Below are 12,901 nucleotides of genomic sequence, written 5' to 3'. Positions count from 1 at the left end.
AGCGCCGTCACCATCCGGTGATCATCTCGCTACTCAGCGTGTGCAACTAGGGACGCTAGCCAACATGGCCACCCACCCATAGGGCTGAACGGGTCCATTCGGTCCTGATGCGTGCCCGGCACCACGGGGCGCCGGGCGCGCATCAGGGTGGGGCGTCAGCTCGCCGTGCAGGTGAGCGTGCGCGTGCCCGGTGTCCCGGTGGACGACCCGAGGAAGCCGAACGTGGTGCTGCCGCCGGCCGCCACCGAGCCGTTGTGCGACACGTTGCGGGCGGTGATGGCGGAGCCCTGGCTGGTGACCGTCGCGTTCCACGCCTGGGTGATGGCCTCACCGGCGCCGGCCGTCCACGAGACGGTCCAGCCGCCGATCGCCGAGGCGCCCGCGGTGACCCGGACCTCGCCCTGGAACCCGCCGGGCCACTGGTTGGTCACCGCGTAGGTCGCGGTGCACCTCGACGCGGGCGGCGCGGTGGTCGTGGTCGTGGTTGTCGTCGTGGTGCTCGTCGGCGTCGTGGTCGTCGTCGTGGCGCCACCCCACCCGGCCGTCGAGTCGAGCCACGCCATGCGGCGCTGCATCCAGTCCCGCATGTGCTGGACCTGGCCCTGCCACGTGGGCGCGGTCGGGGTGGTGAAGAAGCCCACTGTCGGCGACGAGAGGTTGGGCCAGCGCTGGAAGTTGCGCTGCGCGGCGTTGGTGAGCGGTCGGGAGAGCGCGTCGATCCGGCTCTGCACGGCGGAATCCGAGAACGGGCCGCGGCGCAACCACTGCCAGCGGGACTTCACCTGGTTGACGAACGCCGGGTCGCGGAGGAGCTGCGCGTACCAGTCGTTCGCGGACGGCTGCCGGGTCTGCTGGTGCTGCCAGCCGGCGATCTGGTTGTTCTGGAAGTACCCGCCGACGCCGAAGGTGAGGTCGAAGTCCCACAGCGGACCGGCGAAGATCTTGCCGTCGCGGTCCTTGAAGAAGTGGGCGCTGCGGACGTACGCGTCCATCCCGCGACTGACCTCGTTGACGATCATGTGGTCGATGAAGGAGGCGACGTCGATGTACTTCTGGTAGCCCGTCACCGGATCGGCGAAGTTGGGCGCCCGCAGCACGTTGTGGAACTCCTGCACGTGGTTGCGCAACCAGTCGCGCTGCGCGGGTTGCAGCGGGTCCGGGTCGGCCACCTCGAGGTAGTTCCAGCAGGTGTTCGACGGGCCGGTGCACGGCAGCGTCGGCTCCTCGGCCGCCATCCACTCGAACTTCCAGATGTACCCGCCCTGGATGGCGGGCAGGGTCGTGTCGTCCTCGTCCAGCTTCTTGAGGTCCAGCCGGTTCTTCGTGTTCTTGATCGTCTCGACGATCATGTAGACGCCCATGTAGTCGTTGGCGCCCACGGGACTCGCGTCGGTGTTGAGATAGAACTCCGCGAACGCGTACCGCGGCGCCTTCAGCCCCATCTCGCGGCCGAGGTCGTAGACGAACGCCTCGCGGATCAGCGCCTTGTCCGTGAACGGGCCGCGCAGCACCCAGTCGGAGTCGGCGGGCATGCCGAGCACCGGGTAGTCGGCGTCGTCGTTGTCGTTGTCCCAGAACTCGATGCGGTACGGCGTCTTCTCGAACGACGCCGACGACTGGCCGCGCAGCCGGAACCCGGCGCGGGTGGCGACGGCCGGCGCGGCGGCGAGGGACGTCGTGCCGCCGCCGCCCGGCTGGAAGATCATGGCGGTGGCGTCGAAGTACTCCCGGGCGGGCTTGCCCGCGCCGTAGGAGTCGATCATGATCACCGGCAGGTCGTGCGCCGTGGTGGTGTTCCGGGCCGCGTACATGGCAGTCCCGGGCGCGCCGGACGGCGTCTGGCCGACGAACGCCTGCGCCCGCAACTGGGTGGTTCGGGTGAACTGCAGCGGCGCGCCCAGGTAGAGCGTCGACTGCGCGGTGGGCAGCCGTCCGTCGGTGGTGTACCGGATCTGAGCTCCCGCGATCGCGGTGCTCAGGGACACCGACACCTGGCCCTGGAAGGTGCCGCTCGGCACGGAGAACGCGATGTCGCCGACCAGGTCCTCGGACGCGGTGGCGGCGGCGACGGCGTCGGCTGCCACGGTGTCGGACGCGGTGGCGGTGGCGGCGGACGCGGTGGCGGCGGGACCGGGTTCGGCGCCGGCCGACAGCGGGACGAGCAGGCCGGTGAGGAGCACGGCGGCGACCGCGATGCCCGCGGTGCCGTGGATCGCCGCGGCGCCGTTGCTGCGGTGGGTCACACGCACGATGCCTCCTGTTCGGGTCGGTGGGACGGGGTGTGCGCCGGACCCGTGGGCGGCGCGGCGTCACGGAAGTGGCGGCGCAACGTCCGCCGCCACGGCGCGTCGGGCAGGTCCACGCGGAGCGCGGCCAACCCGGTGGCGTACTTGGAGATGCGGGCCGGTCTCATCCCGCGCTGCCAGAGCATGCGGTCGACCGGTGTGGCGGCCGAGGCCGACTTCGTCTCGACCACGGCGAGACCGGACAGCCGCAGCGCGGAGTCGGCGTCGCGCCAGGAGAGCGACGTGTCGATGGTGACCCGGCTCGCGGACTCCGGCAGCAGCAGGGTGGTGCGGTGGTAGTCGGTGACGAGGACGGGGTCGAGCGCGCCGCCGTCGGCGGGGCCGAGCGACTCGCGGGCCAGCGCCTCCTCGACGAAACCGCGACCGGGCTCCACGGTGCCGCAGTCCCGCGGGTGGTACGGCAGGCGGTGCTTGGTGATGCTGCCCCGCGCGCCGCTGATCTTCACCTCCAGCCAGCACTCGGCGGAGTCGAGGTAGGTGCGGGTGCGCACCTTGAACCGCCGGCGCCTGCGGTAGGCCGCGCAGTGGTAGCTGGCCAGCCGCGGGGTGTCGAAGTACACCGACTCGTACCGGAAGGTGCGCTCGCCGCCGATGTCCAGCACCTTGGCGTGCGGGGCGAGTTGCGCCAGCAGGCGCGGCAGCGCCTCCGCCGGGACGAGGTACTTGCGGTCCACCCTGGTCTGCAGCGCGGCCCGCTCGACGAGCTCGGCGAGCCCGACGGGGGCCAGCCGCGCCAACGCGTGGTCGAGGTGCGCGGCGGTCATCGGCGCGCTCCCGAGTGGACGGTGGCGGGACCGGCCGACGTGGTCGCGCCGCGCTCGGTCAGCGCGTAGCGGACGTCGACCACGGTGGTCTCGTTGACCAGGTCGAGCCGCTGCACGCTCACCGCGTGCACCTTGGCGTTGAGCAGGTGCTCCAGCTTCGCGACGAGCACGCCCTGGTCGGCGACGGCCGAGTCGAGCACCAGCACCTGGTGCCGGTAGCGCCGGAACAGCCGCCGGTGGTCCCCGAGGAACATCACCGCGACGATGAGCGCCATCAGGCCGGCGTTGAGCCACGTCGAGCCGGTGCCCAGCGCGCCGAGCAGCCCGAGGGCGAGCGCCGAGAAGTAGTACGCCACCTCGTGCTGGTCGAGTTCCGTGGAACGCAGCCGGATGATGGACAGGACGCCGAACAACGCCATCCCGAGGCCGAGCCCGGCGCCGGTGTTGCCGGTGCTCAACGCGCTCGTCACCGCCAGGACGCCGACGTTGACCCCGAGGTAGGCGACGACCAGGTCGCGCCGGCGGTGCCGGGGGAAGTAGAGCCCGAAGACGAGCAACACCACCGCGCAGATGTCGATCGCGAACAAGACGAGCTGGGACATCGCGTTCGTACCTCCTGAGCCGCTGCCGAAGTCGGCCGGGCACCGCCCGCTTCTTGGCGGGGGTCTGCAGGACGGTCGCCGAAACTTTCGTGTCTTGAAGTAAACTTTCGGGCACGCGCTGTGAACGATAGGGGGCACCCTGGTGTCGAGTCAATGAACTGCCGGTAGACCGCCGCCCACGAAATCGGGGAACTCGCTGGTCGAATCCGACCAGCGGGTCACCGCCGCCGCCATTCGGTCGGACGCGGTAGACCGAGCACGTCTAGCGAGACGGCTCGAAAGTTTCGGCTCCGGTTTTGGCCGAACGGCCGGACGTCGGAGCGCACGGCGCCGGCCGGGTCATCGGCGGCCGAACACCGCTGAAGGCCCCGGCTCCGGGCGGTGGACGCCGCGCGGCCGGTAGTCGAGCCGGTCCGCGAGGCCGAGGAGGTCGGCCAGCAGCCAGACGATCGCGAGCCACATCTCGGTGCCCTGCAAGCCGGGCTCCCGACCGGGACCTCCCCCGCCCTCGCCGGCCGGGCCGAAGCCGAAGCCCGCGCCGTCCCGCCACCGGTCCAGCGCCCGGCGCAGGTGCTCCTCCGCCCACGCCCGCGCCTCCGCGGCGCGGTGACCGGTCTGCCGCCCGGCGAGCCACAACGGGTGGGCCACGTCGAGCACGTTGCAGGCGTTCTCCCGACCGGGCGCGAACCAGCGCGGGTCGCGGCTGTGCGCCAGGACCGTGTCCACCACCTGGTCGGGGTACGGCAGCGGCAGGCCGAACTGCGCGAACGAACCGCGGCTGAGCCGGTAGCCGCCGTTGACCCGTTGCAGCAGCCCGCTCCCCGGCGCGCCCGGCCCGCCCCACAGGCCCGTCGTCGGGTCCGCCCGCGTGACGAGCCAGCCGAACAACGCTTCCAGCGCACCGGGATCGGCGGGCTCGACCCCCAGTTCCGCGTTGCGGTACGCGGCCGTCGCCCACGTGTCGACCCACGCGCCGGCGGACCACGCGCGGGTGCGCCACGGCAACGCGTCGAGCCTCGCGACGAGCCGTCCGGCCGTCATGCCCGCGGCGACGTGGACGGGGTGGGCGAAGCGCGAGCCGAGCAGGTCGAGCGCGTAGCCCACCGACAGCACGTGGTACTCGGCCGCGCCGTCGTCAACCCACCCGTCGGGCGCGGGAGCGGGCAACGTGCCCGGCTCATCGTCCGGTCCGCAGTCGGGGACAAGGCCGGTGACGGGGTCCTGCGACGCTCGCAACCGCTCGACGTGCTCGGCGGCGGACAGCTGCGGCGGGGGCGAGCCCAGCAGCAGGTCGGCGACCTCGACGGCGTCGCAGTGCGCGCGGACGGTCGGCGGCGCGCCCGGCCGGTCGGCGTACCGGCCCGCGTCGGCGTCCCAGCACCGGGCCACCACCGCCGCGGCCTGGTCCCGTGCCCGGTCGGCGAACCGGGACACCGCGTCCGCCAAGCCGGAACCGGCCGTCGTCGCGCGGTGTCGCACCGCCTCCCCCGTGCGTCGGTCGCGCAGCGGGCGGGCCGGGTTGCCGGCGGCGATCGTCCACGGCGGCAGGTCCCTGGTGACGACGGCGCCCGCGCCGATGACGCAGTGGTCTCCGACCGTGACGCCGTCGAGGACGACGACGTTCGAGCCGATCCACACGTCGTCGCCGATCGTGATGCCCTTGCTCGTGTCGGGTTGCCGGTAGACGGGCGCGTGCGGCGCGAACCCGTGGTTGAACCCGAGGAGCGACGTGTGCGCCCCGATGCGCACGCCGTCGCCGAGCGCGACCCGGCCCCGGACGGTGGCGTAGGGGTTCACCGTGCAGTCGGAGCCGGTGGTCACGTCCCCCGTCACGTAGGCGTGGCCGGCGATGTAGGAGTCCCCGCCGAGCCGCAGGGCGTCGGTGAAGACGGCCGCCGCGGCGGAGACGAAGCAGTGCGGCCCGATGGTGGCGCCGTCGTCGGTCAGGCGTTGTTGGCGCGCGGCCTGCGCGGCGCGCTGCTCCGCCGAGGCGCGGCGCTCGAAGTCCCAGGGGCAGTAGTCGAAATAGGCGTCTTCGAGAGCGGATGCCGCGTCCATGACCTCGAGGCTAGTGAGCCGACGAGGCCGAGGAAAGCGCTTACCTCCGCACGCGGGCCGTGGACGACCGGACGATGAGCGAGGTCGCCAGCTCGACCCGGTCGATGATCGCCGGACGGCCCGCGATCAGGTCGGCCAGCATCCAGCCCGCCTGCCGGCCCATCGCGGCGAGCGGCTGGCGGACGGTGCTGAGCGCCGGCGAGGACCGCCAGGCGGCCGGCAGGTCGTCGAAGCCGACGACGCTGAGGTCGCCGGGCACCGACAGGCCGGCCGACCGCGCCGCCTCGATCACGCCGAGCGCCTGCTCGTCGTTCGCGGCGAAGATCGCGGTGGGGCGGTCGGGCAGGCGCAGGAGGTCCCGGGCCTCCCGGTGGCCGCCCTCGCGGGTGAAGTCGGCGTGCCGCACCAGCGCCGGGTCGAACGGGATGCCGGCGCCGTCCAGGGCGACGCGGTAGCCGTCCACGCGGGCGGTGCTGCACAACATGTCGGGCGGGCCGCCGACGACGCCGATGCGGCGGTGGCCGAGCGACAGGAGGTGCTTGGCCGCCGTCATGCCGCCCGCGCGGTTCGTCGCGCCCACGGTCGGGAGGTCGGGCGTGACCGCGTCGACGGGGTCGACCCGCACCACCGGGACGCGTCCGGCGGCGAGCACGCGCCGCTCGGCGGGGCTGATCGGGCACGCCACCAGCAGCACGCCGGCGCGACCGGCCCGGACCAGGTCGCGGGCCCACGTCGGGCCGCGGCCGGCCCCCGGCGACATCACGACGTCCAGCCCGGAGTCCACGACGCCGCCCATGACCTCCATCGCCCACGCGGTGTTCAGGGCGGGGAAGACCAGCTCCACCAGCGGCGCGGGACGGCGCCCGTCGGCGGGCGCGTGATCCGACGGCAGTTCACGCGCCGTTCCCGCGGCACGGCCACCGCGGCACGCGCGGTTGACGACCCTGGAGGCCGTCGTGGGCGACATCCCGGCGGTGGTGGCGCTGCCGGCCAACCTCGATCGACTCACGCTCCGACACTATCGGGAAATTCGCGAAACACAATCGAGCCGGTGAACTGCAACGATTCACCTCTTCTACCACTCGTTGCCCGGTTGGTGTGCGACAAGCTGACCACACTGCGGTCTTGCGTATCGCAAAGATTTCGCAAAACTTTCGGCTGGTCGCGAGCCGGTCGAGCCGGCGTGGGCGCTAGTCATACTTGTCCTGGTTCAGGAAGCGGGCGAACCCCCGCCACGAGTTCGGTCCCATGACACCGTCGATCGGGCCGGTGTAACCCCACCGCGCGGCGAGGCGCTGCGCCGCGGCCCACGTGTTCGGCCCGGGAACGCCGTCGATCGGGCCGGTGTAGCCGTAGTCGCGGAACGCCCGCTGCATCGCCGCGTAGGTGTTCGCGCCCGGCGCGCCGTCGATCGGGCCCGTGTAGCCCCATTCCCGCGCCACCCACGTCTGGTCGCGTTGCCAGAAGAGGGTGCCCGGGATGCCGTCCTGCTCGGTGGTCGTCTTGGGCAGCCCGCCACCCCCGCCGACATAGACCAGCGGGTTGATGCGGGTGCCGCCCGGGTCGATCATGTGCCAGTGCAGGTGCGGTCCGGTGGACGAGCCGGAACCGGGCGCGCCCGCCGCGCCGCCCGACAGCCCGACGACGCCGCCCATGCCGACGCGGGCGCCGTTGGCGAGCAGGAACTGCGACAGGTGCAGGTACTGGGTGCGGTAGCCGTTGTCGTGCCGGATGGTGACGGTGTGGCCGCCGGTGCCGTTGTAGGGGGTGTTGGTGACGACGCCGCCGCCGGCCGCGGGGAGCCGCGTGCCCACGGCCATGCCGAAGTCGATGCCGCCGAGCGAGCCGGCGGCGCGGTGGTCCTCCCACGTCCCGGTGATCCGGTAGCCGCTGAACGGGTTGTAGAACCCCGGGACGGCCTGCGCCGCGCGCGCCGTCCCGACCGTCACGAGCCCCGCCACGACCCCGCCGCGCAGGATGGTTCGCCTGGCTATTCCACCGTTGGTCATAACGCTCCCGGTGTCCGAGTTGGTGACTCCGGACCGTATGCGCCCGGTGACGGTCCGGCGACGGACGTTCGACCGACCGCCATCCGGCGGCACCGGGCACGGCCGCCGGCACGAACCCCCAGGGGCAGCCGTTCCCGGCTGTGCGAACGACGTCCGTCTCCCGCGGCGGCCGGGCGGTCGTCACCCGGCGCGAAGGGCCGCGCGAACGGCCGTTCGGGGTTCGGGCGGTGTCGGCGGGGAACTCCCCCGGTTGACGCGGTGCACCGTCCTACCAGGAAGTTCCCACCACTCACGACCGGTTGGGAGGAGGATTCGCATGCGGGTTCTCGTCACCGGCGCCCACGGCAAGCTGGGTGCGGCGACCGTCGACCGGCTGTTGCGGGACGGGCACGAGGTGACCGGGGTCGACATCGCTCCCCCGGTGCACGACCGGTCCCGCGACGCCGCCTACTTCCAGGCCGACCTCGCGGACGCGGGCCAGGTCGCCGCGCTCGTGCCGGGCCACGACGCCGTCGTCCACGCCGCCGCCATCCCCAGCCCCGAGCACCACCCGTCCCAGGTGATCTTCCAGAACAACGTCATGTCGACGTACCACCTGGTCGAGGCCGCCGAGCGGGCCGGGGTGCGGCGGTTCGTGTTCATCTCCAGCGAGACCGTGCCCGGCTTCTCCTTCCCCCGGCGCCACTTCCACGCGGACTACGCGCCGATCGACGAGGAGCACCCCGTCCGGCCGCAGGACCCGTACGCGCTGTCCAAGCGGGTCGGCGAGGAGCTGATGGACGCCGCCGCCGCGCGGAGCGACCTGACCGGCGTCTCGATCCGGCCGACGTGGATCCAGTGGGAGGGCAACGTCGAGCGCAACATCGGCCCGGTGGTGCGCGCCCGCGGTTCCGACACCAGCGCGTCGTTCTGGTCGTACGTGCTGGTCTACGACGTGGCGGACCTCATCGCGGTGGCGACGGCGGCCGACACCCCCGGTCACGAGGTGGTCTACGCGGCGGCGGCGGACAACGCGGCCGGCCTGTCGCTGCACGAGCTGGTGCGCCGCCACTTCGGCGACGAGGTCGAGCTGCGGCCCGTGCCGCGCGAGGACGCGTCCGGCATCTCGTGCGCGAAGGCGGCCCACCTGTTCGGCTGGAAGCCCGCGCGGTGCTGGCGGGACCTGCTCGACGACGACGGCCGGCTCCGGCCGGAGACGCAGCTCGCGCTGGACACCGAGGAGACCGGCGTGCACCGCGGGTTGCGCTCGATCGGGTGACGGGTCGACAGGTCACCGGCCGGCGCCGGGACCGTGCAGCACGGCGGCGCGCGTGATGTCGCTCGGCGACACGATGCCGACGAGCCGGCCGCCGTCGACCACGAGCGCCCGGCCGTCGGCGCGTCCGTCCAGGTCGGACAGGAGGTCGGGCAGGGGTTCGTCCGGTCCGGACACGGTGACGTCGGCGGGCGGGCAGGCGACGTCCCGCAGCGCGGTGACGTCCCGCCGGTCCACGGGCACGTCCTTCAGCCGGTCCAGCGTGATCAGCCCTTGGAGCCTGCCGACCTCGTCCACCAGCGGGAACGCGGAGTGGCCGCGGGCGGGCGCGAGGTCGCGCAGGAACGGGCCGACGGCTTGCGCGCCGTCCGCGGTGACCGGGTCCGGCGTCATCACGTCCCGCACCCGCAGGTGCGACAGCGCGGCCCCCAGCTCGGCCTGCCACCGTTCCGCGGTCGCCGCGACGGCGATGAACACGCCGACCATCGCGAGCCACAGGCCGTCCGCACGCCCCGTGACCAGCGCCAACCCGCCCAGGACCACGAGCCCGACCCCGAACCCGCGTCCGACGTCCGCGCTGACGACCGTCGCGCGGTGGCGGTCGCCCCAGCGTCGCCACAGCGCCGCCCGGAGGATGCGCCCGCCGTCGAGCGGGGCGGCCGGGAGGAGGTTGAACACGGCGAGCACGACGTTGGCCAGCGTGAGGTAGGCGAGCACGCCGGTCGCGAGGGCGTCGGTTCCCGCCGCTTCCGCGAGCGTGGCGGCGAGGCCGAACACGGCCGCGGCGAGGACGCTGGTGGCCGGGCCGACGGCGGCGACCCGGAAGTCCTCGCCGGGGGTGCGGGCGTCACCGCGCAACGACGCCAGGCCGCCGAGCATCCACAGCGTGATGCCCTCTACCCGCCGGCCCTCGCGCCGGGCGACCACGGCGTGCGCGAGCTCGTGGGCCAGCAGCGACGCCAGGAAGCCCACGGCCGCGCCGAGGCCGGCGAGCAGGTAGGCCGCGCCCGACCGGTCGGGGAACGCGACCGGGAAGCGGGCGAACCCGAGGCCGAGGACCAGGACCGCCACGACGGACAGCACGCTCCAGTGCAGCCGGACGCCGATGCCCCACAACCGCGCCAGGTGGATCATCGCTCGTACCGTCCTGTTCGTCGGCGCGCCGGGTCGCGCGGGCTCATCGGGTGGTCGGCGCGGGCTCGGCCTCGCGCACCGCGAACGGGGTGCCCTGCTGGCAGGTGGTGGCCTCGCCGGGCCGGGCCACGCCCTCCACGACGACGTCCGCGCCGGGTCGGACGACCTCCGGGTCGCCGCCGAGCAGGAGGAACTGGCCGCGGTCGGTGGCCAGGACGAGGCAGCCCGGCTCGACGCCCTCCTCCACCCGGCCGCGCAGGGTCACCTCGGGCCGGGTCGGGGGTTCGCCCGGTGCGGGCCGGGTCGACGTGCCGCAGGTCGGCGGCGGCACGTCGTCGCCGCCGACCGCGACCAGGGCGGTGAGCGCCACCTCGCCGGCGCGCTGGAACGTGAAGGTCAGCCGGACCGCCGTGCCGGCGAGGACTTCCCGGGTGAAGCCGACGAGCCGCAGGTGGTAGCCGGTGTCCAGCTCGTTCGCGGCGGGGACCGCGATGGTGTCGACACGCTCGCTCACGCCGTCGCAGTCGGCGTCGGCCCACAGCTCGACCCGCGCGGCGTCGTCGGAGCGCACGCCGGTGAGGACGTCCGGCTCGTCGGAGGGGCCGAGCAGCGTCAGCCGGACCGTCGCGGCGTCGCCGGGGCGCCAGGCGTGGTCCGGCGGGGCCTCGACCACGACGTCGCGCAGCCGCACGTCGCCGACCTGCCCGTTCGCCCCGGTCGTGCCGCCGTCCGGCTCGCGCGGCGGCGGGCCGCAGGACGACACGGCCAGCGACGTCGCGGCGAGGGCGGCGAGGGTTCGCAGCCAGTCCATACCGGGCGGCTACCCCGGGACGACCTGTCCGAACGCCCTCGGCGGGCCGTCAGGCGATCGTGCCGTCGGAGGTCGCGCCCCTGGTCAGGCGGCGGAGCGCGCCCGTGCCGCCGCGGCGGCCTCGGTGACGTCGGCGCGGAGCACGACGAGGCCGTCGATGCCGGTCTCGGTCATCGGGCCGAGCACCGCGCGCTGGTCGGCGGCGACGGCGAACCGGATGTCGCGCAGCTCGGCGCGGTGCCGGGCCTCGATCAGCATCGACAGGCCGACGGAGCCGAAGAACGTGACCCCGGTCAGGTCGAGCACCAGCACCTCGGTGGGCTCGGTGAGGCCCTCGATCACCTCGCCGCGCACCTCGTCGCAGGTCAGCATGTCGATCTCGCCCTCGACGCGGATCACGGTGACACCGTGCCGCCGGACGGTCTCCACCTGGATGTGCGCGGCAACCTCGACCTGTTCGCTCAACGGACCGTGCCTCCTGGCAACTCGTCGGCGGTCGGACACCGGCCGACTCCCGTGACTTCGCGTCGGACCACGGTAACCCGCGCCACGTCGCCGACCTCAACCCCCAGCGAGGTCACTCGATGGGGTGAATAGGACTCCTTGGGCGGTGACGCAGCGGGGTCACACCCGGTATCAGTGATCGGTTCCGATCACGTCGGCGACGAACCGCTCGGCCACGTCGCGCAGTTTGACGTTGTCCCGCTGCGACCGCTCGACCAGCAGCGTGAACGCCTCGTCGGCCGGGATGCGGTGCGCGCCCATGATGATCCCCTTGGCCTGGTCGATCACCGCCCGGGAGTTCAGCGCCTCGCGCAGGTGGACGACGTGCTGGCGGGTCTTCAGGTAGCGGCGGGCGTTGCGCAGCGCCGTCTCGGCCGCCGTGGTGTACAGCTCCAGCAGGGCGGCGTCCAGCTCGCGGAACCCGTGGTCCTGCTCGCCGTAGAGGTTGAGCGAGCCGCGGTACTCGGCGTCGATGAACAGCGGGGCGGACAGGTAGCTCGACACGCCGAGCCTCGCCGCCGCGGCCGCGAACACCGGCCAGCGCTCGTGCGCCTCGGCGACGGCGACGCGCACCACCTTCCCGGTGGTCGCGGCTTCAAGACACGGTCCGGACCCGGCACGGTACTGGGCCTCGTCGACCTCGCCGGCGCGCTCGTCGGTCGTCGCCGCGGTGTGCGGGCCGCCGTCGCGCAGCAGCGTCACGCTGGCGCGGTCCGCGCCCGGGATCGCCTGGACGACCTGGCGGCAGACGCGGTCGAGGATCACTTCCAGGTTTTCTTCCTGCTCCAACAGCTGCGACAGGCTCCCCAACGCGTCCGTGACGTCGTCGAGCCGCCGCACGAGTCTCTCGCTGAGCGAGTCGCCGGCATCGCCCGACGCGCGTTCTCGTTCGCCCAACACACCGGCCTCCTCGTCCTCAACACCGGTCGTGCCCCACGCCGTACGCGGGGTGGGGAATGGATCGGCTCGCCGACCGCGGCCGGCGAGCCTGGTGGGAGTGCTGTGCGTCGGCGGCTCAGACGAGCCTGACCTCCGCCCACACCGTCTTGCGGTCACCCTGGGACCTGTGCCCCCAGTTCACGGCCAGCCGGTTGACCATCACCAGGCCGCGGCCGTCCTCGGGGGTGTCCACCCGGCCGAGGACCGGGAGCGCGCTGGGGCGCCCGTCGTCCACCTCGATCCGGACCACGTCCCGGGCGCGCGACGGGCGCAGCCGGAGCTGACGGGGAGGTCCCGCGTGCCGGTAGGCGTTGCCGACCAGTTGCGCGGCGACCACCTGGACGTCCACGAGCCGCTCCCGACCCGCGTCGGGGAAGGTCCGGGCCACGAGGCCCAGCAGTTCCGCCGGACTCGGCGGGGCGCCGGGCAGGTCGAGGTCGACACCATCCCTGGGTAGATCGACAGCGCTCACGGGTCAGCCCTCCAGTGCCCTGCGTTTTCAAGGCGGAAACACCGGAT

12 protein-coding genes are annotated in these 12,901 nt (G+C 73.4%); 1 reads left to right on the top strand and 11 read right to left on the bottom strand.

Annotation, left to right across the window (positions count from 1 at the left end):
- Positions 1–155: 155 nt before the first annotated feature.
- The 6 genes from ACRAKH_RS14930 to ACRAKH_RS14905 form a co-directional block, all read right to left on the bottom strand.
- The gene (locus ACRAKH_RS14930) at positions 156–2,249 is read right to left on the bottom strand and encodes a CotH kinase family protein (protein WP_380718433.1); all 2,094 of its coding nucleotides are present in this window, start codon (positions 2,247–2,249) and stop codon (positions 156–158) included.
- Positions 2,240–3,070, bottom strand: a complete 831-nt coding sequence (locus ACRAKH_RS14925) for a polyphosphate polymerase domain-containing protein (RefSeq protein WP_380718435.1) — start codon at positions 3,068–3,070, stop codon at positions 2,240–2,242. Before ACRAKH_RS14925 ends, ACRAKH_RS14930 begins: the two co-directional genes overlap by 10 nt.
- Positions 3,067–3,672: a DUF4956 domain-containing protein gene (locus tag ACRAKH_RS14920; RefSeq protein ID WP_380718437.1), complete on the bottom strand. Its 606-nt coding sequence runs from the start codon at positions 3,670–3,672 to the stop codon at positions 3,067–3,069. Before ACRAKH_RS14920 ends, ACRAKH_RS14925 begins: the two co-directional genes overlap by 4 nt.
- A 339-nt stretch (positions 3,673–4,011) precedes the next feature.
- Complete coding sequence (locus ACRAKH_RS14915; protein ID WP_447009883.1) at positions 4,012–5,730, bottom strand: acyltransferase; 1,719 nt, start codon at positions 5,728–5,730, stop codon at positions 4,012–4,014.
- Between the two features lie 40 nt (positions 5,731–5,770).
- The gene (locus ACRAKH_RS14910) at positions 5,771–6,739 is read right to left on the bottom strand and encodes a substrate-binding domain-containing protein (protein WP_380721731.1); all 969 of its coding nucleotides are present in this window, start codon (positions 6,737–6,739) and stop codon (positions 5,771–5,773) included.
- Between the two features lie 181 nt (positions 6,740–6,920).
- Positions 6,921–7,739 (bottom strand): peptidoglycan DD-metalloendopeptidase family protein, encoded by an 819-nt coding sequence (locus ACRAKH_RS14905; protein WP_380721729.1) that lies wholly within the window; start codon positions 7,737–7,739, stop codon positions 6,921–6,923.
- Between the two features lie 316 nt (positions 7,740–8,055).
- On the opposite strand from ACRAKH_RS14905, the gene ACRAKH_RS14900 reads away from it, so the two are divergent.
- Complete coding sequence (locus ACRAKH_RS14900) at positions 8,056–8,997, top strand: NAD-dependent epimerase/dehydratase family protein (protein WP_380721727.1); 942 nt, start codon at positions 8,056–8,058, stop codon at positions 8,995–8,997.
- 12 nt (positions 8,998–9,009) lie between these two features.
- Here the strand turns inward: ACRAKH_RS14900 and ACRAKH_RS14895 are convergent, their stop codons facing one another.
- From ACRAKH_RS14895 to ACRAKH_RS14875, 5 genes are all read right to left on the bottom strand, one after another.
- A complete protein-coding gene (locus ACRAKH_RS14895) occupies positions 9,010–10,128 on the bottom strand; it encodes a site-2 protease family protein (RefSeq protein WP_380721725.1) in 1,119 nt (372 codons plus the stop codon).
- 43 nt (positions 10,129–10,171) lie between these two features.
- Positions 10,172–10,939, bottom strand: coding sequence for a copper chaperone PCu(A)C (locus ACRAKH_RS14890; RefSeq protein ID WP_447009882.1), 768 nt, complete (start codon positions 10,937–10,939; stop codon positions 10,172–10,174).
- A gap of 84 nt (positions 10,940–11,023) precedes the next feature.
- Positions 11,024–11,404 (bottom strand): STAS domain-containing protein, encoded by a 381-nt coding sequence (locus tag ACRAKH_RS14885; RefSeq protein ID WP_380721721.1) that lies wholly within the window; start codon positions 11,402–11,404, stop codon positions 11,024–11,026.
- 171 nt (positions 11,405–11,575) lie between these two features.
- Positions 11,576–12,340, bottom strand: coding sequence for an ANTAR domain-containing protein (locus ACRAKH_RS14880; RefSeq protein WP_380721737.1), 765 nt, complete (start codon positions 12,338–12,340; stop codon positions 11,576–11,578).
- Between the two features lie 118 nt (positions 12,341–12,458).
- Positions 12,459–12,854, bottom strand: a complete 396-nt coding sequence (locus ACRAKH_RS14875; RefSeq protein WP_380721720.1) for an ATP-binding protein — start codon at positions 12,852–12,854, stop codon at positions 12,459–12,461.
- Positions 12,855–12,901 lie beyond the last annotated feature (47 nt).

This window comes from Saccharothrix hoggarensis (genome assembly GCF_052936025.1).
The sequence above is the reverse complement of the archived record's forward strand: the minus strand, read 5'-3'. Positions and strand labels throughout refer to the sequence as shown.